Annotated in this window: 15 protein-coding genes; 2 read left to right on the forward strand and 13 right to left on the reverse strand. The window is 57.6% G+C overall.

The features are described from left to right. Nucleotide 1: 1 nt before the first annotated feature. From GC165_16940 to GC165_16960, 5 genes are all read right to left on the reverse strand, one after another. Nucleotides 2–2,095 carry a hypothetical protein gene (locus GC165_16940; GenBank protein ID MBI1334557.1) on the reverse strand — a complete coding sequence of 698 codons (2,094 nt, stop codon included), beginning with the start codon at nt 2,093–2,095 and terminating at the stop codon, nt 2–4. Nucleotides 2,096–2,253: 158 nt separating this feature from the next. Continuing rightward, entirely contained in the window at nt 2,254–2,934 is a 681-nt protein-coding gene (locus GC165_16945; GenBank protein ID MBI1334558.1) for a sugar transferase, read from the reverse strand. Nucleotides 2,935–3,011: 77 nt separating this feature from the next. After that, nucleotides 3,012–4,841: a glutamine--fructose-6-phosphate transaminase (isomerizing) gene (gene glmS / locus GC165_16950; protein MBI1334559.1), complete on the reverse strand. Its 1,830-nt coding sequence runs from the start codon at nt 4,839–4,841 to the stop codon at nt 3,012–3,014. A gap of 60 nt (nt 4,842–4,901) precedes the next feature. Then, nucleotides 4,902–6,179: an ABC transporter permease subunit gene (locus GC165_16955; protein ID MBI1334560.1), complete on the reverse strand. Its 1,278-nt coding sequence runs from the start codon at nt 6,177–6,179 to the stop codon at nt 4,902–4,904. Between the two features lie 2 nt (nt 6,180–6,181). Then, a complete protein-coding gene (locus tag GC165_16960) occupies nt 6,182–7,114 on the reverse strand; it encodes an ATP-binding cassette domain-containing protein (protein ID MBI1334561.1) in 933 nt (310 codons plus the stop codon). Nucleotides 7,115–7,271: 157 nt separating this feature from the next. Between GC165_16960 and GC165_16965 the strand changes: the two genes are divergently transcribed. Then, nucleotides 7,272–7,826, forward strand: coding sequence for a PEP-CTERM sorting domain-containing protein (locus GC165_16965; protein MBI1334562.1), 555 nt, complete (start codon nt 7,272–7,274; stop codon nt 7,824–7,826). 53 nt (nt 7,827–7,879) lie between these two features. Here GC165_16965 and GC165_16970 read toward each other — a convergent pair whose 3' ends face one another. From GC165_16970 to GC165_16980, 3 genes are read right to left on the reverse strand one after another with little or no spacing between them, the layout of a single operon-like run. Next, nucleotides 7,880–9,838, reverse strand: a complete 1,959-nt coding sequence (locus GC165_16970; GenBank protein MBI1334563.1) for a 2-oxoisovalerate dehydrogenase — start codon at nt 9,836–9,838, stop codon at nt 7,880–7,882. A gap of 55 nt (nt 9,839–9,893) precedes the next feature. Further along, nucleotides 9,894–11,609: a hypothetical protein gene (locus GC165_16975; protein ID MBI1334564.1), complete on the reverse strand. Its 1,716-nt coding sequence runs from the start codon at nt 11,607–11,609 to the stop codon at nt 9,894–9,896. A gap of 2 nt (nt 11,610–11,611) precedes the next feature. After that, nucleotides 11,612–12,133 carry a hypothetical protein gene (locus tag GC165_16980; protein ID MBI1334565.1) on the reverse strand — a complete coding sequence of 174 codons (522 nt, stop codon included), beginning with the start codon at nt 12,131–12,133 and terminating at the stop codon, nt 11,612–11,614. 9 nt (nt 12,134–12,142) lie between these two features. Here GC165_16980 and GC165_16985 point away from each other — a divergent pair, with 9 nt between their 5' ends. Then, complete coding sequence (locus GC165_16985) at nt 12,143–13,150, forward strand: pyridoxal-phosphate dependent enzyme (protein MBI1334566.1); 1,008 nt, start codon at nt 12,143–12,145, stop codon at nt 13,148–13,150. Nucleotides 13,151–13,467: 317 nt separating this feature from the next. Here the strand turns inward: GC165_16985 and GC165_16990 are convergent, their stop codons facing one another. From GC165_16990 to GC165_17010, 5 genes are all read right to left on the reverse strand, one after another. Further along, nucleotides 13,468–14,313 carry a hypothetical protein gene (locus GC165_16990; protein ID MBI1334567.1) on the reverse strand — a complete coding sequence of 282 codons (846 nt, stop codon included), beginning with the start codon at nt 14,311–14,313 and terminating at the stop codon, nt 13,468–13,470. A 76-nt stretch (nt 14,314–14,389) separates the two neighbouring features. After that, nucleotides 14,390–17,857 carry a hypothetical protein gene (locus tag GC165_16995; GenBank protein ID MBI1334568.1) on the reverse strand — a complete coding sequence of 1,156 codons (3,468 nt, stop codon included), beginning with the start codon at nt 17,855–17,857 and terminating at the stop codon, nt 14,390–14,392. Further along, nucleotides 17,857–19,446 carry an efflux RND transporter periplasmic adaptor subunit gene (locus GC165_17000; protein ID MBI1334569.1) on the reverse strand — a complete coding sequence of 530 codons (1,590 nt, stop codon included), beginning with the start codon at nt 19,444–19,446 and terminating at the stop codon, nt 17,857–17,859. The genes GC165_16995 and GC165_17000 overlap by 1 nt, the downstream gene beginning before the upstream one ends. Beyond that, a complete protein-coding gene (locus tag GC165_17005; GenBank protein MBI1334570.1) occupies nt 19,305–20,627 on the reverse strand; it encodes a hypothetical protein in 1,323 nt (440 codons plus the stop codon). Before GC165_17005 ends, GC165_17000 begins: the two co-directional genes overlap by 142 nt. Continuing rightward, on the reverse strand, nt 20,624–20,878 hold the full coding sequence (locus tag GC165_17010; protein ID MBI1334571.1) for an AbrB/MazE/SpoVT family DNA-binding domain-containing protein: 255 nt from the start codon (nt 20,876–20,878) through the stop codon (nt 20,624–20,626). Before GC165_17010 ends, GC165_17005 begins: the two co-directional genes overlap by 4 nt. Between the last annotated feature and the right edge of the window lie 267 nt (nt 20,879–21,145).

A 21,145-nucleotide genomic window follows, 5' to 3' on the forward strand; every position in this document is an offset into this window, starting at 1 on the left:
CCTATCTTCTTGCCGTTACACCGCTTCTGCCGCCGAATGGCTCTTCTGTCGCCGATCCGTTGGTCAGAACGATGCTCATTCCTTTTGCGCCAGACTTCTGCAGAATCTCCTGGGCGACCGGAATCGCTCGGTAGCCAGTCGTCTTTGCGCTGATGACCAAACACGTTTCGTCGACGTACTGGGCCAAACGCGAGGCGTCGGCAAAGACATCGACCGGCGGACAGTTGATGACGACCGTGTCGGCTTTCTCTCGCAGGTCTTCGATCAGGCCGCTCATGTGCGACGTGACGAAGTCGGAGAGGCCACTCGAAGAAGCAGCGCCAGCCGGCAAAATCATCAGGTTGTCGTGTTCCGTGCTAACAAATAGATCGGTCGATTCGCCCGGAAGTATAGTGCGTCCGAGGATTTCGGCCACGCCACTTCTGCCTTGCACACCAAACATTTCGCTCAGGCGAGGAAGTCGCAGGTCGCAGTCAACCAGCGCCGTCCTCGAACCGGTCTTCGACATCGCCACCGCAAACTCAGCCGCGGCTGCCGTCGAATCGACGTCTTCACCCACTGCGGTGAATAGCAGCACCTTCGGCCGGTTTTCCTTCGCCATCATCGAGAACGCCATATAACGGAAGCTCTCAATGGGTTTGAATCCACCTTCCTTGATTTCGCTGTAGTGGCGTCGAGCCAATGGCTTCGGCATCATCGGAATCGAGGCCGCGACCGGAAGGGCCGTCAGCTCTGCCAACTGCCAACTCGTGTGAACCGGCAGCTTGAACGACTCGATAGCGAACGAGTAAGCCAAACCGATCAGCGAGCCAACAATGCCGGCGAGAATGATGTACTTCTTAGAGTCGGGAGCAACCGGATCGGTGATCTTGCTCGCCTCGGCCATGCTCTGAATCTGGCTGGTCGAACCTTCGCTCGCCGCCTTCAGGTCCTCTGACCACTTCTTATTCTTCTGGTACTGTTCGTCGAAAACGCTTCGGTCGCGCTGGAGATCCAGGAACTTGGTTTCGATCGCCGGGATTTCCGCCGCGCGTCGCTCATAGTCGGCAACCGATGCGTTGAGCGGTGCCAAGCTCTTCTGGATACCATCGACATCGGCCTGAGCGCCGCTGACCTTCGCTTGGAGGTCAAGGTAGGTCGGGTTCGTGGTCGTACCCGTCGCGGACCGAACGGTTTTTGCGTTCTTCTCCGCATCAATTCGCTTTTTGTGGAGATTGTTGTATTTCTCCTGGGCGCGCTTCACCTGCGATGAATCGTCGGTATAAATCTGTCGAGCGTTGGCCAACTCCGTTTCGGCTTGAGCCTCCATCTGACGGTAGTTGTTGACAACCGGATCTTCCTGATTGGTAACGCTATCGCTCTTGGTCGAAGGGGTCTTGGAAAGATCAACCTTCAGTGAAGCCAATCGAGCATTCGCGCTGGCCAGGTCCGATTCGGCCAAAGCCTTCTTCGTTCGGAAGCTCTCCAGCGTATCCGTGATGTTTCGGATGTACTCCTGGATGTCCGCGATGTTGTTGTCCGACTTCAACTTGCGGTACTGAGCATCGATCGAGCTCAGCTTGCTTTGCGCCTTGCCTGCGGCATCGGTCACCATCGCAAGGCCATCTTTCACCGACTTTCGAGTCCGCTCGGCTCGGTAAGAAGCAAAAGCGAGCGCTACATGGTTGGCGATCGAAGCAGCATCGTCCGGCGAGTAGGCTCGAACGCGGAGTCGAACGACACGCTGCTGGTCAGGGTTGTACTGGTTCAGCGCGTTCGGAACGTCGAGATCGAACATCGGAAAGAGTTCGTTGAACGTCTTGGCTGTGGCCAAGCTGTCGTCCGCTCGATCCTTCGCCGCCTCAGTCAAACCATCTTGGAAGATGCGTTGGGACTTCAGCATGCCGATGTCCGAGTCGAGACTCGCCGATACACCAGGGCCAAGGACCTGCTTCAGGTCGACTGGCATGTTCTGGTCAATGGTGATGGGAGGGCTGCCAGCCATCAATTCGACCGTTGCCTCATACAGCTTGGGAGACCGAGCCGCCAGGAAGAAACCTAACAGGCCTGCAATTACGGCGGCAACAAGCGTTCTACGAATATGGACCTTCAGCATTCCAGACGTTTTCCTTCTAATGACCTTGGCATAAATTGAACCAACGGGCCCCTAGACCAATAACTCTTTAACATTATTGAATATAAATGCGCTCCCGTTCTAGGACGGAATCCCAATTGACCGCAAAAACCCAACAATACTACTGAGTATGCCAGATTCTAGTATGCGCCCTTTCCTCGGATTACCGCCATCGGCGTCTTCAGGACGATCATCAGGTCGACCATGAAGCTCATTTCGTTGATGTACTTGTTGTCCAGTTCCATCCACTCATCGAACGTCAGGTCGCTTCGTCCCATGATCTGCCAGTAGCAGGTGATGCCCGGCTTGACCGTCAGACGTCGCGCCGCCACTTCGTCGTACTGCTCGACTTCACGTCGGATCGGCGGACGAGGGCCAACAAGGCTCATCTCTCCGCGCAGGACGCTGATCAACTGGGGCAGTTCATCCAGGCTGAATTTGCGAAGAATTCGACCCACCGGAGTGATTCGCGGGTCGTTCTTCATCTTAAAAATCGGACCGTCCTTCTCGTTTGCCGCCAAAAGCTGCTGGAGCTTCTTATCCGATCCCATGTACATGGATCGGAACTTGGGGAACATAAACGGCTTTCCGCAGAGGCCAATGCGCTCGCTGCGGTAAATGATCGGGCCCGGGCTACTCAGGCGAACCAGGATCGCGATCAGAATGAAAACGGGGAGAAGAAGGAAGAGCAGGATCGCCGACGCGACGATATCAAACAGGCGCTTGACCACCGCATACCGACAAATCTTGGGGGACAACCGCATCTCTGTGAAATACGAAGGCCTCTCAATAAATTCGTTGACCTTCATATTTTTCTCCATAGCCTCTTTTCATATGCAAAAACCAAACCACAACGGTGGTCTCTCCTTAAAATTTCGGCAAACGGCGCCGCAGACAGTTACTCCACCGTAACAGACTTGGCAAGATTTCGGGGCTGATCGATCTCACAGCCTTTGATCTTCGCCAGATGATATGCAAACAATTGTAACGGGATTATTGCCAAGAGCGCATTAAGAAAGTCGAATTTCGTCTTTGGAATTTTGACGACGTGCTCAGCGACCTGCTCCATCAGCGTATCTTCCGCTGTGGTGATGGCAATAATCTTTCCTCCTCTTGCTTGAACCTCTTTAACATTAGACACCACTTTGTCCCTGATCGTGGGGTCGGTCGCCGCAAATATGGACACAACCTGGTCCGTAACTAGGGCTAAAGGTCCATGCTTCATCTCTCCCGCCGGATATTCCTGGGTCGGGACATACGCGATCTCCTTCAGTTTGAGCGCCCCTTCCATCGCCACAAACGCGTCCGCGCCTCGACCAAGGAAGAAGCAGAGCGGCATATCCTTGCACTCGTCGGCAAGCGCCTCCACCTTCTCTTCCAGCTTCAGGCACTCTTCCGCCAGTTCATCCATCCGCAGGATTTCGCTCACCCACTCATCCACCTTCACACCTGGCACTTCCTGCACCTGGGCGATGTAGAGCGCCAGCAAAGCAAAGACCATCACCTGAGCGGTGTATGCCTTCGTGCTGGCGACCGAAATCTCGGGACCAGCCTGCGTGTAAATCGTGCGGTCGCACTCGCGCGAGATCGCCGACCCAACCACGTTCACGATGCCTAACGTGCGGATTCGCCGCTGTTTGCACAGCCGAAGCGCCGCCAGCGAGTCGAGCGTTTCGCCACTCTGGCTGACGAAGATCGCCAGCGATTTAGGCGAGAGCACAGGGTCGCCGTACCGAAATTCAGAAGAAAAATAGACGTCGGTCGGCAACCGCAGGGCGCTTTCAAACAGATGCTTGCCCATCAGTCCGGCGTGATAGGCCGTGCCGCACGCAATGATATTGACGCGATCGATCTCTGTCCATACGTGGTCGCCAAAGATGCCCTCCAGTCGCACGCGGAGCTTTTCGTCGATGCGTCCTGCCGTCACCTGCCGCATCACCTGCGGCTGCTCATGAATCTCTTTGAGCATGAAGTGCTCGTACCCGCCGCGCTCGGCCGACGCCACATCCCAATCTACGTGCATGGGCTGGAGCGGAAGGTCCTTACCGTCCGAGTCGATCAGGCGAATCTTGTCTTTGGTGAGAACCGCGATCATGTTCTCCTCCATCACGATCACCTCACGGGTGTAAGGCAAAAGGGCCGGAATGTCGGAGGCCAGCATGTTCTCGCCTTCGCCGATACCCAAAACTAGCGGCGACGAGTTGCGCACGCAAACGATCTTTTCCGGCTCGCTCTGGCTCATCACGACCAGCGCATAGGCTCCTCGCAGTTTACGGATCGCCCGCCGCACCGCTTCTTCCAGCGGCACTCCATCGACATATTCACGCCCAATAACGTGGGCCGCAACCTCGGTGTCGGTCTGGGAATGGAACTTGTGCGCGTCGGCCAGCAGGTCCTGCTTCAATTCGAGGTAGTTCTCGATGATGCCGTTGTGGATGATCGCGATCCGCTCGAAGCGGTCGTAGTGCGGGTGCGCATTCTCGTCGGTCGGCCCGCCGTGGGTTGCCCAGCGGCTATGCGCGATGGCCAAATCGGCCTGTTTGGGCGTCTCAAAAAGCGCTTTTCCAAGCTCGGAGAGCTTCCCCGCCTTCTTGGTGACCTTGATGGCGTTACCCTCAAGGTAGGCGATTCCGGCGCTGTCGTAGCCTCGGTATTCGAGGCGCTTAAGTTGATCAAAAACAACGTCTACTGCGTTTTTCGGTCCGATGTATCCGGCAATTCCGCACACAAGAACCAGTGTACTAGGTTTCGGTCCCGCCCCCACCAGGGATTGCGGGACCATCCCAACCTACACCTTCCGAAGCCTGACGACGGCAATCGTCGAAAACAGCGCCGCGAACCCCACCAGCACCAGCGACGGAATCGCCACATCGAGAAGCCCCGCGCCCCGATACAGCGTCGCGTCCACCCCGTCGATTGCCCAGCGGACCGGAATCACCTTCGATATCTGCTGAATGAAGTTCGGCATCATCGACATCGGGAACCACGCGCCACCCAACATCACCATCATGATGACGGCAAACATCGAAAGTCCCCGACTCTGCTCCTCGGTCTTGCCCAGCGAGGCCACAAACAGACCGAACCCCGCCGTCATCAGGCTCGCGGTTAGGACCACCAAGCCCAGACCGAGCCAGCTTCCATACACTCGAAAGCCGAACGCCAGCATCCCAAACGCCAAGACACCCAGGAACACGAACGCCGAAATGATCCACGCTCCCAAGCCGTTGCCCAGAATCACCGACATCTGCGACACCGGCGCCGCCTTCATCCGGGTCCAGATGCCCGAGCGGCGGTCGCGCAATAGGTTCATCGCCGCGTTCACGGCAAAAAACATGATGCCCTGAACCGCCATGCCCGCAAAGATGTGCCCACGCATGGCATTCAGGTCGGCGTTGGCGTCCTTCGACGCCGTCATCGCCTTTGCCTCGATAGCAAACGGCTGACGCATTCCGCCTCCCCCACCGGTCGCACCAGTCATCGCGCCGGACTTATCCAGCGACTCCCAAGAGTCTAAGAATCCCTGCCAAGCCTGGCGCCGCTCAGGGTCCTTTTCCGTCTTGAGTGCCATCTCTAAGTTCGATTTCGCCCCACTGCCGGACATTCCCGCTTTTGAAATTTCTTCCATCAGGACCTGCATCAGCACGCCCTGAACCACTTGGCGATCCACCGCTTTCGAAGGGTCGTATAGTTCTTCCAGCTTCGCTGGTTCGCCCGCAAACAGTGCGCTCTTCGCCTCGCTGGCAAAGCCCTTTCCAAACACGACCGCCGCCGTCTTGTCGCCTTTCTGTACCGCGGCTTCGGCTTTGGCCCGGTCCACAACTTCGACCGAAATAGTATCGTTTGCCGACAGTTTCTGCACTAGCGAATCCGTCAGTGGATCGTGGTCCTCATTCACCACCAAAATCGGAATCTTCGATGCCTTCTGACCGCCTGCCGTGCCCGCCATCGCAAACGCAAAGAAGCTGGCGATCACGATGGGCACGAGGAAGGTGATGAGCATGCTCCTCCGGTCCGTGAAGAAGATTCGAAGGTCTTTCGTGGCGATAGCTGTAATGTGTCGAAACATGATCAGTCCCTCAGCGATCTCCCCGTCGATTGCAGGAACACCTCTTCCAGCGTCCCCCGTTCGACCTTCAGGTCCTGGAAGCTCAAATCAATCCGCTGGAGCAGATTCACCGAGTCCACGATAGCCTGCGCACCCTTGTCCGGCAGGATTTCGACCATCGATTCGGTCCGAGTCAACAGTCCCAAACTCCCCGTCCCGAAATGCTCCTCGGCTCTCACCGCCTCGGATTCGTCCGCAAACGTAAACCGGAGTCGGAACCGCGATTGCAAGGTTGCGAGCAGGTCATCGAGCGTCCCTTCCAAGATCAGCTTTCCGTGATCGACGATGGCGATCCGGTCGCACATCCGCTCGACCTCCTCCATATAGTGGCTGGTGTAGATCAGCGTCATACCCCGCGACTTCAGGCCCTCTAGCACCTCGAAGATGGCGTTTCGGCTCTGCGGATCCACGCCCACCGTCGGCTCATCGAGGATCAAAAGCTCAGGTCCGTGAAGCAAGGCGATGGCGATGTTGAGCCTTCGCTTCATGCCGCCCGAAAAATTTTTCACCGGCTCTCCAGCTCGGTCCGTCAGTCCGACGATCTGGAGCACCTCGGCCGATTTGGCCTCGATTTCGTTCTTGGGAAGACTGTACAGGGCGCCAAAGAAGGCCATGTTCTGGCGGCTGTTCAACTCCTCAAACAGCGCCAATTCTTGCGGCACATAGCCGATCTTCCGTCGAATCGGATCTGTCTCGCCCTTGATCCTCTGACCATCGAACAACACCTGTCCCGAATCGGGCTCCCTCGTCCCCACGATCATCGAAATCGTCGTTGACTTACCGGCCCCATTGGGTCCCAGTAGGCCGAAGCACGATCCCTTCTCAACCGTGAAGCTAACCCCGTCCACCGCCTTAAAATCCCCGAATGACTTGACCAACCCTTGTACGGCAATCATCGGAAAAGCGTACGAACGTAACGATTCGTCCGTTTCAGCCTCCTCTGGCACGAATGTCAGCACAAAGCCGAAAGGCCCAACCCTTTGACAAAGCCCCACCAAACGACGATAATGCGCGTGGCGCACTACGTGCGGCCTTCCTCATTGGGAGAAAAAAATGAATTACAAAAGGGCTATTTTGTTCGTGGGTACAGCTTGCCTTGCCAGCCAAGGCTTCGCGAACATCCTCGTCAATCCTGGGTTCGAAACCGGTGACATGACCGGTTGGACAACCACCAACTTCACGGCAACCAACAACGACTCGCACACCGGTAGCTGGTCGACAATCGACTTCGGCAATTTCTCTGTCGAACAAGACTTCGCTCCCGTTATGGGTTCGGACATCACCGAGATTTCCGTTTGGGCCAAGCAGCCAGACCTGACCTCGTTCTTCTTCGCTTTCGATATCATCTACAGCGACTCGACATTCAACACGTCCCTTGGGTCCGGTAGTCCATCTAATGTATGGACTAAATTGGACTTCACCTCTGCGGTCGATACTAGCAAGATGGTCACCGGCATCCGCGCATGGGGATATTCCTCTTCGAACGGCACCAACGACGTGACCTGGTACGACGATTTCGTGGTCAACACGAACTCGGTCCCCGAACCGGCCTCGATGGCCGCGCTCGGCTTCGGCGCGCTCGCCCTCCTGCGACGACGCAAGAAGTAAAGGCAACAAAAAAAGTCGGCCTCCTTAAGGAAGGCCGACTTTTTTACGCCTGGCTACTCCATCACAACGTGGATCGCATCGAGCACTCGCTCGACGTCCGGCAACGCTGCGTATTCGTAGATCGGGTTGTAGCCGATGTGCACGTCGTCGCGACAAACCAACTGCGGCGGCGACAGGAACAGGTTGAACCGCTCCGGCACGCTCACCATGTTGCTGATGACGCTCTCGCCGAAGCCGCAAGTCTTCGTGTCCTCATGCACCACGATCAGCCGCCCCGTCTTCTCGACCGACGCCGTGATCGTCTTGTAGTCGCACGGCACAATCGAGATCAGGTCGATAATCTCGCACGAAACGCCCGACTTCTTCGCCGCCTCTTCCACAACTTCGATCGTGTTTCCGTAGGTGACAATCGTCACGTCGGTTCCCTCCTGCAGAACCTTGGCCTTGCCAAAAGGCAACGGCTTCACGTCCTTCACGTCCTTCTGCATACGGAAAACGTGCTTCGGAATCAAGACGAACGACGGATCGTCGCCGTGGATACTGCTCCACAAAATCCCGGCGGCATCTTCCGGTGTGCTCGGAATTGCGACCTGCAATCCCGGCACGTGGGCCAAAGACGCCTCGTTCGATTGGCTATGCCACAACGATCCTCCCGGCAAGTACGCACCGTACGGCGCGTAAATCGTCATCGGGCACTTCCACTCGCCAAACGTTCGCCATCGGAGGGTCGACATATTCGCCACGATCTGGTTCCAGCCCGGCGAAATGAAGTCGATGAACTGCAGTTCGAACACCGGATGCCAGCCGTACGCCGACATGCCGATCGCCACGCCCATGATCGTCGCCTCTGCGAGCGGCGAATTGAAAACCTGCTTCGGGAAAGATTCGCTCAAGCCCTTCGTGATGCCAAAAACGCCGCCCTTCGGGTCCTCGATATCCTCGCCGAAGAACACAATCTTGGGGTCGTTCTCCAATGCCTTCTGGAACGTTGCGTTGATGCTGGACACCATCGTCATTCGGCCCGGCGAAATCGGCGGCGCCTCGGCCACGCATTCCGCACCCCAGCAGTCGGCCATCAACTCTTCGGCAAGCGGGTCGTCCAGCTTCTCCGCCTTGAGGTAGTCCTGGTCCACCTGCTCGACGATGCCCTCCTGAATCTTGGCAAACTCCTCTTCAGTCAGCTTCTTCTCTGCGATCAGCTCTTCCTTCAAAAGCCGAATCGGGTCGCGATGGGTCATCTCCTCGATGTCTTCCAGCGGTCGATACACGCGGTGGTCATCCGACGACGTATGCGAGGACAGTCGGTCGAGGTCCATCCACAGCATGGTCGGCCCCTCGCCCTTTCGCGCCTTGGCGATCGCCGCCTTGCCCGCTTCGTAAACTTCCTGCACGACTCGGCCGTTCACTGGAATGTACGCCTTCTCGTCGATGATTCCCAGGTGGAACGGCATGAACTTCTCGGTCGGAGTCGAGATGCCGTACTTGTTGTCCTCCACCACAAAGATGACCGGCAGGTTCTCCTGCTTGGCAAAGGCCCACGCTTCGTAAAACTCGCCTTGTCGCGACGCCGCGTCGCCAACTGTGACCACGACCACACTGTCGCCGCCCTCTAGCTTCATCGCCCAAGCCGCGCCGCAAGCCGGCAAAAGTCCGCCGCCCGTCGGAGTGCAGACGCTAAAAATGTTATGCTTGCGACTGCTGTAGTGGCCGGGCATCTGCCGCCCGCCGCTGCTGCTCTCGCGCTTGGCGAAATACGCCACCGCCAGCTCATAGTTCGACAGCCCTCGCGCCAAGACCAAACCTCGGTCCCGATAGTAGGGGAAGACATAGTCGTCTTCGCGCAGGCCCAGCGCCAGCGCGCCCAATGCCTCGTGACCCATGCCGGATACCTGGAACCAGCCTTTGCTTTGTCGAAGTAGGATGCCTTCGCGACGGTCACCCTCGCGGCTTAGCATCATGAGCTTTAGAAAATCGAGCTTGTTCAGCACGGTGGATGCCTGTAGTGTTGACATAGAATGCCTGTCCATTTCGTCGTTGAAAGGAGCGGTCGAACGAGCCGCCGCCTCCTCATTGTACCGCTCTCGGCGGTGGCGGGGGACTCTGGCGCTTGGTCGTTTTCTCGACCTCGATCATCAGCAGAGCCCGTTCCTTGATGTCGTCCCGCAGTGCCGCGGGCAGTGTTTTGAACGTCCTTTTTCCAAGGGACGTACGAGGGAAGAAGTACGTTGCAAGAAGCATCCTTCCTCTGGTGGTTTGGAAGGTCACCGACACCGCATCGCCGTCCAAAAGCTCCATTGGCTCCGCATTCAGCCTTGGCTCAATCGTTTCCCACTCCTTGCCAAACGCATGAATATTCTCCGAGAGACTCCCGGCATCGAAAGGAAGCGGCCCCAGCCTCGGGATACTTAGCCACTGGTCCGACCGAACGTCGAATGAAACGCTTTCTAGTTGATTCGCGGCCCCGGCGCCCCAAAAACACCCAAGCGTCTGCTCCGCAGGTCCTCGTTCCCCAAAGCTGAAACCGTCTCCGATGCGATCGTGTATCAGATTCTCGCCGAGGTGCCCGTTGGTACTTCCAAAGAGTCTAAAAGTCTGTGCATCGGGGCTCTGAGCCTGCAGGGGCAGGTCCTTGAGGATGGGCAAGAGGGGATAAATCTGCTCGGACAGCATAGGAATCCGCCGCTGTCGAGCGACGGCCCCCTCGATATAGTTGAGCAGGTTGAGCGACGAGCCGAGGTTGCTCTCGGACGCCCAGCGTGCCACCTTCCGAAGAGTCTTGGCCCAGTCGTCTTTGGACGAGAAATCGGCCAGCAAATCCTCTCGAATGCGAATCCGTTCGGCCTCGTCGAAGAACTCGGGCACCACCACGCGAACATTGCCCGCCTCGATCTCTCGATATCCTTGGTTGGCTAGAAAGCCCTCAAACGTTCCGCCGTCCCGAAGAAAGACGATGAGGTCGGCATCGTTCGCGAGCATGGCCACCGGCTTGCGCCGTACAGGGTCAGAAACCCTTTCGCCGACCCACGACAAAAAGCCCTTCTTGGCGACCTGGCCAAGGTCAAAGTCCTCGCTAGGAACTGCCTCAAACTTCTTCCCGTTCGTGAGAAGCGGAGCCTCGACCGACTGCGAGCTTCCAAATATACTGTTCGCGACTCCGTATTCCTCCGGGCCGCCCATCGCCGTCGAAACCCGAATCGACTCAAAGTTCAACATCTTCCCGTCGAACGACATCGTCGCGACGTAAACATACATCGAGCCCGCGATTCGTCGCAAAAGCAGATAGACATGGACTTCCGGGTCGCTGTACTGGGTCGCCAAGTGGTCCATCAGGTCCTTGACGGCTCCATCTGCGCGACGATCCAAGTCGGGAATGCCATGCTGGTCGATCTTTAGCCACTTTCCGCATGGCTCGTCCTGCAGCGGAAACAGTCGTGTCGGCAACGCCTGAACGATCTCGCGGAGGTCCCGCGCCAAACCCGGCGTCTTGGGCGGCTCCAACTGCCGCTTCCAATTCGCCAGCATCGCTTTTTGCGACTCGCTTCCTGCGTTCGGCGATTCCAAGCCCTTGTCGATCTGCCGCCACCGAGCCAATTTCTCGGCGGCATCGGCTAAGTCGTTCCGGTCGCTCGCTGTCCAATCCCCGAAAAGAATCCAGCGGTGTTTCGCCCCGATGAGCCGCACCTTCTCTGGTAAGGAACGCCCACGCAAAAGGTCGGCCGAGGTCACCACCTTCGGCTCGATACTTCCCTTGATCAGCGCGAGCGCAAGGGAGACCGCGATCATGCCTACTCCAAGTTAACGATCTCGCCGCCGATCGTGATGCCTTTGCCGCCGGCAAGACCGTCTGTCTTGGGATCGCCCGAAGCGTTCTTCTTCGTGTCCTTTGACTCAAAAATCAGGATCGTCTTTGGGTCCTTGATGTCGCCCTTGTACTTGCCCGCCGCCGCCGTATTGATGGCAAAGCCGTACTCGCCGTCCTTATCCTGCAGGTCGGGCCGCATGATCTTCTTCTCCGCCTCGCCCTTCTTGAGGTTCTGAGTTTTCAGGCGCGTCAGCAGTTCGTCCATCCACTTATCCGCCTCCGGGTATGCGTCCTCCGAGGTCTGGTACAGCTCCGCCGCCGTGTACATCGCCTTCAGTCGGTCCTCAAGATCGCCCTTAAACGCCTCGGTCCCGCTGATATCCTTCTTGAAGAAGATCGGAACTAAGTCGCGAATCGCCTTGCCCGCTGGCGAAAACCAGGTGATCCCTAAAGCAATCACAACGAGGAGACACCCAACTCTCAAGACCTTCTTCTTTACCGACATACCGTTCAATTGTATCGGACGTGTGAGGCATCTGTCAGAATTCACTTTGTGGCTGACTTTCCCAAAATCGACCTGATTCTGTCGCCCACGCCCCTCCATCGCCTGCCCCGCCTCTCCGATCAACTCGGCCTCGATCTCTGGATCAAGCGCGATGACCTCACCGGCTTTGCGTTCGGCGGCAACAAGGGCCGCAAGCTGGAATATCTCATCGGCGAGGCCGTAGCTCAACGGGCTGAAGTCGTCGTCACCTGCGGCTCCGCCCAGTCCAACTTCGTCCGCCAACTCGCCGCCGCCTGCTCGCTCGTGGGCATACGCTTTGCCGCCGCGGTCATGCCGCTCCCATACGAATTCGAAGAAGCCTCTGGTGGATTAGCCGCCGAGGGTGGCAATCTCCTGCTCGACCGAATCCTCGGCGCAGATATCCGGCTCCTGCCCAACGACACCTGGGAAAGCCTTTACGACTCAGCCGCCAAGCTTGCCGATGAATACAGGAAAAGCGGCAAAAATATGTACGAAATCCCCATTGGTGGGAGCACACCGCAAGGCGCTTATGCTTTCTACCAAGCCGGAAAAGAACTGCAATCGCAAGCCGATCCGTTCAACATGATCGTCGTCGCCAGCTCGTCGGGATCGACCCAAACCGGCCTCACCGCCGCCTACAAAGGAACCTCGACCGTCGTCCAAGGCATCGCCTGCGACCCCGAGCCGGACATGCCGGACGAGTTCGTCGCTCTCGCCGCCAAGCTCGATGAGCTGACCGACCTTAACTTGAACCTCAAGCGCGACGACTTCGCCTTCAACCTTGACTACGTCGGCCCGGGATACGGCGTCCCTAGCGAGGGCGGCATGGCGGCAATTCGAACCCTCGCCCAAGCCGAGGGTATCTTCCTCGATCCGATCTACTCCGGCAAGGCGTTCCACGGCCTACTAGACTTGGCCGCCAACGGAAAGCTGCCGAAGCGAGTGTGCTTCTGGCACACCGGCGGCACGCCCGCGCTCTTCGCGATGCAAGGCTGATGCCATCTCAATACTCGTCGGTGGAAGGCTCGGTCCTTCCCAAAGCTTGGGAAGGTGGCACGCCGCCAATTAGCTGATGATCCGCTTGCCACCTGGGCGGCGTGACGGAAGGGATGATAGGAACTTCCTGACAGCAAGTCGCCGTCATACGTCACGAGGCTTTGAGAGGGCTCTCAGTAGTCGCGCAGGTTCTTCGCCCACTTGAACAGGGCGATGATCGCTACCGACACCACTAAGTTCAAAAAGAGGCTCCAGAAAGAGAACATATCTGGGTTCTTCCAACTTTCAGAGGGATTCATCCCAGCAAAAACCCAAGGTCAGTCGTCTCGGCCCGGCAAAGTGGGAAATGGCTTTGGGAGCGGAATCGACTTCTCGACCGTCTTTCCATCCGTCGAAACCTGCTCGACCGCCTGCGAATCGGACGGCTTATCCAGCCTCCAGAGCTTGCCGTCGAACGCAACCAGATAAGTCGAATCAGACGGCCAAGGCTCCCGTCGCCCCGTCAAGAGGTCGAGGACTTGGTTGTCGCCCTTCAGCAGGGCCCGCGTGGAATCCAGCAGGATAACGTCGAGAGACGTCACCCTCGTCCCAAATCGTCGGACCACATGCGAGGTCAGGTCGAAGGTTGCGATCTGCCACTGGGAATCGGATCCCGAGTTGACGACCGCCACCAAGCAAGTGCCATCGAGAGATTCAGATAGCCCAACGATGGGCCGTTTCAAGTCCTGCAGACTGGTAAACCCCTTCCCTTGCTGCCACTCCCACAGGCAGGTCGATTCCTTCGGCTGATCGGGGTTATCCTCGCTTGGGCTAGCGGCAAAGTACACCGCGTTTCGAGGTTCTGACCAAAACGCGCAGCTTTCCTGGCCGATGAGGTGCCAAGCCGTCCGATCGCCGGAATCAATCGAGAGCCGCAACCGCTTCCCATCTGCAACTTCGGTGAAGTGAACCGGCTTTGCCGGACCCGCCACAACATCGAAGCGGTCGCCTCTCTGGTTCGCGACGTAAAGATGCCCGCCGTCGGCGACGAGGCTGAAGACGATTGGCTGCTTCGCCCATCCCTTCACCAGCACGACAAAAAGTAGGCCGACCGCGATCGCGCCAGCCATCACCAGACCGATGACTCTCAACCAGCCAAGATTCTGCTTCTGTGTCGTCACCATCGTGGCCCTTAGTGCAATCTAACACAAAAAAAGCCCCGGAAGATAACTCCCGAGGCTTATTCGATGTCGCACTCGCTTAGTGCGCGACTTCTTCGACCGGATCGGTGGGTGGTTCGTCCGGCTCTTCTGTCGGAGCGCCCGGCTGGAATCCACCCGGACCACCGAACGGCAATGGCTTTCGCATCCACTTCGCAAACAGGTTCGACAGGTCGTCGAAGATCGTGTACGAACAAGGGATGACCACCAGCGTCAGCAACGTCGACAAGATGATGCCGCCGATGATGATGATGAAGATGCTCTGCCGGAACTCCGAGCCCCGACCCAAGCCGATGGCGACCGGCAACGATCCGCAGATCAGCGCCAGCGTCGTCATCATGATCGGGCGCAGTCGCGTCGGACCCGCTTCCGCAATCGCGTCGTGCCGGTTCCTCCCACGTTCCCGCAAGGTATTCGTGTAGTCCACCAGCAGGATCGCGTTCTTGCCGACCAGGCCCACCAGGGCGATAACCCCGAGGAAGCCGATGACGCTGAACGATTGGTCGAGCAGGATCAGGGCCAGCAACGCGCCGACCATCGCCTGCGGCTGAGCCAACTGAATGATCATCGGATACAGCCAGTTGTTGTACAGCGCGGCCAGAACCGCGTACACCGCGAAGATTCCAATGAAGAACGCCGTCATCAAGAACACCGACTCGCGGGCCTGAGCGTCCTGCTCGCCGAGCATCTTGAACCGAACAGTGGACGGAACCAGATGGTTGTCTTGGATCCACTTGGAAATGTTTCCAACCACGACACCGTTCGAGTAGCCCGGCAGAATGTCGGCCGTAACCTGAATCTCTTCCGATCGGTCGCGGCGGTTGATCGCCGTCAGACCCGGCTCTTCGTCCACCTTGGCCAACTGGCCAATATAGACCGGTCGTCCCTGGTTGAACTTCAGCGGAACGGTGTTGATCGTCGCCGGATTGTCTCGATCCGTATAGTCCAGCATGACCCGCACCGTGTACTCACGGCCATTGACGCGCATCTTGTTGTCGTCGTTGCCTTGATACAAGGTTCGGAGCGCACCACCGATGGTCGTTGCATCCATGCCCAAGTCGGCCGACTTGCGGAAGTCTGGGTGGACCTGAAGCTCAGGCTTACCGTTCTTCACGCTGACCTCGGGGTTCAAAACGCCCGCGATGGCACCACTTGCCAGCTTGTCGCGGATGTCCGCCGCCGTCTTCGTCAGCGCCTCTCGATCGTCGGACTGCAGAGCGATCTGAACCGCTCGTCCGAAGTTGAAGTTCGAAACGCCGGCGATATGGATCGAAGCCCCCGGGATCGCGCCAACCTCGCGGGTCAACTGAGCGACGATGGTCGGAGCCTTGTCGTCGCGAAGCTTCTCGGGGTTTCGCGTGACCTTATCCAGGATCGACCGTCGGTCGTACAGACGACCAGTGACCTCGGCGAAGTTCGACGACGAAGTGTCGCCGCCAAACGCCGAACCCGACTGCTTGCCGACTTCCGAAAGCGTGAACTCCACGTCCGGGTTCTTGATGAACGCCGCTTCGACTTGGCGTGCAACCAAATCCGTCTCGTGCAGGCTCGCACCGGTCGGAAGTTCGATCGTCGCCCGGACCTGCGTCGGGTCGGTCGGCGGCAAGAAGCCGAACTTAAAGACAGACTCCTGCTTCCAATGGCCGAAGAACATACCGATGATCGCGACCACCGGGAAGGTCAGACCGAACAGGGCGCCACCCCAAAGCGGACGAAGCGTAAACCGTCGGTAGAACAAGAGGTTGAAGACGACCGCGAGCGCACCAACGATGATGTACATCATCATCGGACCCATGCCAGCTTGAATGGCTGCTCCCGGGTTCAGTTTCGGCCCCAGGCCGATACCACCACCCGCGATCAACATGAAGACCGAGATCAGCACTGTGTTACCCGCAATGAACGTGAACCAACGATGATTCAACGCCCATTCGAGGATGCTACGATACCGCTTCTCCAGATTCGAGAATCGCTTTTCGAATCCGATGGCGAACCGCCCCTGAGCGTGCTCCATATCCTCGCCGCGCTTGAACCATCGCGCCGCCAACAGCGGTGTCAACGTAAACGAAACGAAGAGCGAGGTCAGAACCGCGAACACGTACGTGATCGCCAGCGGCTTGAAGAACTGGCCCGCGATACCACCTGCAAAGCCGATCGGCAGGAAGACGACGACGTCCGCGAGCGTAATTGCCAGCGCCGCCGTACCAATCTCCATTCGACCGTTCACCGCCGCATCGCGCGGGTCCTCACCCAGCTTCAAGTGCCGGAAGATGTTTTCCAAGACGACGATGGCGTCGTCCACCAACACGCCGACCGCGAGCGACATACCCAGCATCGAGAGCGAGTTGACGGTAAAGCCCACCGCCTTCATCGCAATGAAGGCGACAAACAAACACGTTGGAATCGCGAGCGCAACCACCAACGTGCCCCTGAAGTTATGCAGGAACAAGTACACGATGATCGCAACGAGGATGATGCCGAACACCAGCGAGAACGTGACGTCGTTCAACGATTCTTCGACCAGCGTCGACTCGTCGTACTGGGTCTTGAAGTGGATGTTGTACTCTTTCTCGATCTGCGGAATCATCGCCTTGATGGCCGTATTGACCTCAAGCGTGTTGCCTTCCTTCGTCTTCTGAACCGAAAGCGCGACCGTGTCCACGCCGTTCAGACGCGCGATACGGGTTCGCTCCTTGACCGTGTCCACCACGTCAGCGAGGTCCGTAATCGGAACCTGCTTCGCCTTGGCCTGCGGGTTGTCCGGGTCGGAAACCTTAACCACGACCTGCTTGATCAGATCGATGTTGGTGAAGTCGCTCTTCACACGAACCGAGATATCGCGTCCGCCCGAAACGAACTTACCGCCCGGGATGTTCGCGTTCGCCGCCGAAACCGCGTTCAGCACGTCCGTGACGCCGATACCGTACTGTAGAAGCTTTTCCTTCTTCAGCCGAATCTGAATCTCGCGCACGTCGCCGCCGCTGACGTTGACCGTCGCGACGCCGTTGACCTGGCTGAACTTATCGACGATCTTATCTTCGATCAAGTCGCGAAGCTCCTTACTGGAGCGTCCTTCGCTACTCACTGCTAGGTTCAAGATCGGCTGGGCCGAGTTGTCGAACTTGGAAACCGTCGGCTTCAGCGCGTCTTTCGGCAGGCTGTTGACGATCGAGTCGACCTTCGTTCGCACGTCGTTCAGCGCAACGTCCGTATTCACGCCCAATTCGAGCGAAATGATGACGGCCGAAATGCCTTCCTGCGACTGCCCCTGAATCTCGCGAATGCCGCTGACGCCGGAAACGGCTTCCTCGACCTTACGCGTGATGAGCTGGTTGATGTCGTCGGGACCAGCTCCGGGGTAACTCGTGGTGACCGTGATGGTTCCAAAGTTGACCTCCGGATTGTTTTCCTTCCGCATGCTCTTGAACGAGATGGTTCCGATCAGAATCGCCGAAACGACGAGAATGAAGATCAGAACCGGTCTCGAAAGAGCGAGTCTCGTAATGTTCATTAGGCACCCTTGTTATCGGCTTCGACCTTGATCTTCGATCCATCGACCAACCCGTCCTGGCCACGCGAGATGACCTTGGCCGTGTTGGTGAGTCCGTGGACCTCGACCTTCGAATCCTGACGAATTCCCGTCGTGATGTTGACCTTCTTGGCCTTGTCGCCCTCGGCGACCATCACATATTTCTGACCCTCACGAGTGAGGATCGATCCCTGGTCGATCAGCATCGCGCCCTTGACCTCGCCCAACTGAACCTGCCCTTTGGCAAACATGCCCGGCTTGATCAGATTGCTGGCGTTGTCGAACTGAATGCGGATATTGAAAAGTCGTCCGACGTTGTCGCCTTGCGGGCTAACCGCAACGACATGGCCGGTGAAAGTCTTTCCTGCGAGCGCATCCACGCTGATCGAAACCAACGTGCCAACTTCGACGCGAGCCATCTTGTCCGACGGCACTTGGCCGTCGAAGTAAACGCCCGAACCGCCGACCACTCGCGCAATCGGAGTGCCGGGGCTGACGACCACGCCCGCCTGAAGCGGCTTGCCGTACACACGACCGGAAAACGGAGATCGAACCGATGCCTCGCGGAGGTTCTTCTCCGCCACCGCAACCTGCGCCCGGGCCGATTGGACCTGAGCCTGAGCCGCCGAAACCTGGTCGCCCAGCGTCACGTCGAGCTTCTTGCTCGCCTTTGCAGATTCGACGCCCTGCTCGGCCTGTCGCACCTGCTCGCGTGCCGCCTCGATGTCTTCTTGTCGAACCGAGTTCTGCACCAGCTTCAAAGCCTCGACCGAGTTCTCATATTGCGTCGCCGCCGTATCGAACGAAGTCTGCGCCGTATCGAGCTGAGATTCGGCCAACGCACCCTCTTTCACGAGCTTGCGGGTTCGGTCCAAATTCTTCCTCGCGGTCTCGTAGTTGCTCTTCGCCGACGCAACGTTGTTCTCCGCCTGCTGTCGCTCTTCGGTTCGCGAGCCGTTCAGCGCTTTCTGCAAGCCGGCCTTCGCCCCTCGAAGGGCGGCTTCCGCCTGCTTCACCGCCGCCTCTGACCGCGATGGTGTCAGCGCTGCGTTGCTCTTGGCTTGGCTCAGTTGCGCAAGAGCGCTCGATAAACCGGCTCGCGCCTGGCTCACCTGGTTCTGCAGATTCTCCGAATCCAGCGTCGCCACGACCTGACCGGTCGAAACCACGTCGCCTTCTTTCACGAAAACTGCCGAAATCTTGCCCGACGACTGCGCGCTGATCTGCGCGTCCTCGCTGGTTGCGATTTCACCGTTGATCTCGATCAGGTCTTGAATGTCCTGAACCAAGACCGGCGTCACGGCGACTTCGCGAACCGGATCGTTGACGATCGTCGCTGTTTCCTTCGCCGCCGCCTGGGCCTTCCGGTCCACACAGCCGGACGCCCCGAGTCCGACTGCAATTACTAAGGCAAAAATGCCAAATTTCCTCACTTCTTCCCTCTTTGCTCTTCCTGGTATTGCTTGATGGTTGTTTCGACGTCGTCCGTTCCGACTGCTCGTTGCAGATCGGCGAACGCCGACAGATAGTCGTAGGTCGAGTTGATCAGATTGTTCTGCGCGCTCACCCAGGTGGTTTCGGCGTCGATGATCTCAAGCACCGTTCCTTCCCCTGCGTCGCGGCGAATCCGAGCGATTCTCACGACCTCTTTTGCCAAGTCGTTCTGCTCTTCGGCCGCCTTTTTGCGCGCCAGAGCATTGGTCATATTCGTCAGAGCCGTGCGAACCTCTTGCGAGATCGACAGCTTCAAAGCGTCGAGATTGTTCTCCGTCTGATGGATCGTCGAGTCGGTTTGCTTCATCCTCGCCCGGGCCACACCCGAGTCGTAAATCGGCACCGACAACTGCAGTACGGTAGTGTTGGATTCGCGTTGCGGGTTGAGTCCAACGGGGTCCAAGTTCTGTTGGTTCGTGATCGACAGGTTCAACGAGGGAGACAGGCTCTGTCCCGCATAAGCCCGCGCCGCGTGGAGCGCTTTGATCGTGTTTCCGAGCGACAGCGCCTCCGGACGATTTTCGATCCCGTAAGCAATCAGTTTGTCCTGGGCCACGTCGATCATCGGAGTCGAATCCAACTCTGAGACGTCGAATTCGGTTTCGATCGGTCGAGAAAGAGCAAGGTTCAGCGCTTGCTTGGAAACCTGAAGCGAGTTCTCCGCCGTGATCACGTCGGAATCCGCCGAAACCTTTTGAGCCTGCAACCGGGTCAGGTCGATCTTGGCGATCGTGCCTTGGTCGTACTGCTTCTGAGCCTGATCGACGCGAGCGACGATGTTCACCACGGCTTGCTTGGCCACATCCACCAGCCCCTTGGCTCGCAGCACGGCGAGATATGCCTTGCGCACGTTCTGCTTCAAGTCGTTGATCGAAGCCGTCTTCGTGTTTCGCGACGCCTCGACGCCGGCTTGGGCCGACTTCAGGTTCGACTTCCAAACCCCCGCAATGTCGATTGGCATCGTCAGTGAGTTGGTCCAAGTATTCATGTCGAGCGGCGTGAAAACGATCGTGTTACCGCCGATCATGCCGCTGGACTCGTGGCCATTGCGAAGATATTGGTAGCTGGTGGAAAGTTTAGGTCCAAAGCTCCCCCTCGCTTCTCGCACTTTTTGTTCGTTGTCTTCAACAGTCTCCTGCGCGTTCTTCACCGCATAGGAGTTTTGAATTGCAATCTGGACCGCTTGGTTGACGGTGAGGGCGTCGCTACCCCCATGAAGCAGTGACAGAGCAATGGATAGAGCTTTAAACGTAATCATTCTTGTTCGGCGGCAAGTTTTGCCTCTAACTTCTGGACACTCGCAGTGAATTCATCCAAAAAATCCTTCACCGCGTCGATCTTGAAAATCATGAGTCCCTCATGGATTGGGTGATGCATAAAGAGAATCTTGTCTCCGGGTTCGATCCCCAATTCCTGGCGGGCCTCCGCCGGAATAACGACCTGGCCTCGGTCCCCGACCGTCGCCGACCCGTAGAATGCTTCGTCAAATTTCACGCACTTTTTCCCCATGGTTGATTTGTATGAAATGTATGATATCACAACAAATCTGACAAATGCTACAAACGTCTACGAGAACTGCGTCGCGAAGTTGCAAACAAAAATCGTTTGCGAACGAAATACCTAGTCAACAACGACGATTCAGCGCTATGACCTGTGGGGCGATATCCGTCAAAATTGAAGAAAGTGAGAGGGCCTCATGTACCCCGTCCAGCTTAGGGCTGTAAGCCCGTTTCAGATTAGCCCAGCCCGAAGGGCTGGGTAGTAGTCCGTAGCCAA

The organism is Armatimonadota bacterium, from assembly GCA_016125185.1.
Taxonomy (GTDB): Bacteria; Armatimonadota; Fimbriimonadia; order Fimbriimonadales; family Fimbriimonadaceae; genus Fimbriimonas.

What these genes read in the sequence shown, in the direction of transcription:
- GC165_16980 (MBI1334565.1), bottom strand. Translation starts at nt 12,133, where the DNA reads ATGTCGGTAAAGAAGAAGGTCTTGAGAGTTGGGTGTCTCCTCGTTGTG.
- GC165_16990 (MBI1334567.1), bottom strand. Translation starts at nt 14,313, where the DNA reads ATGGTGACGACACAGAAGCAGAATCTTGGCTGGTTGAGAGTCATCGGT.
- GC165_16940 (MBI1334557.1), bottom strand. Translation starts at nt 2,095, where the DNA reads ATGCTGAAGGTCCATATTCGTAGAACGCTTGTTGCCGCCGTAATTGCA.
- GC165_16995 (MBI1334568.1), bottom strand. Translation starts at nt 17,857, where the DNA reads ATGAACATTACGAGACTCGCTCTTTCGAGACCGGTTCTGATCTTCATT.
- GC165_17010 (MBI1334571.1), bottom strand. Translation starts at nt 20,878, where the DNA reads ATGGGGAAAAAGTGCGTGAAATTTGACGAAGCATTCTACGGGTCGGCG.
- GC165_16970 (MBI1334563.1), bottom strand. Translation starts at nt 9,838, where the DNA reads ATGTCAACACTACAGGCATCCACCGTGCTGAACAAGCTCGATTTTCTA.
- GC165_16975 (MBI1334564.1), bottom strand. Translation starts at nt 11,609, where the DNA reads ATGATCGCGGTCTCCCTTGCGCTCGCGCTGATCAAGGGAAGTATCGAG.
- GC165_16960 (MBI1334561.1), bottom strand. Translation starts at nt 7,114, where the DNA reads ATGATTGCCGTACAAGGGTTGGTCAAGTCATTCGGGGATTTTAAGGCG.
- GC165_16965 (MBI1334562.1), top strand. Translation starts at nt 7,272, where the DNA reads ATGAATTACAAAAGGGCTATTTTGTTCGTGGGTACAGCTTGCCTTGCC.
- GC165_16955 (MBI1334560.1), bottom strand. Translation starts at nt 6,179, where the DNA reads ATGTTTCGACACATTACAGCTATCGCCACGAAAGACCTTCGAATCTTC.
- GC165_16945 (MBI1334558.1), bottom strand. Translation starts at nt 2,934, where the DNA reads ATGGAGAAAAATATGAAGGTCAACGAATTTATTGAGAGGCCTTCGTAT.
- GC165_17005 (MBI1334570.1), bottom strand. Translation starts at nt 20,627, where the DNA reads ATGATTACGTTTAAAGCTCTATCCATTGCTCTGTCACTGCTTCATGGG.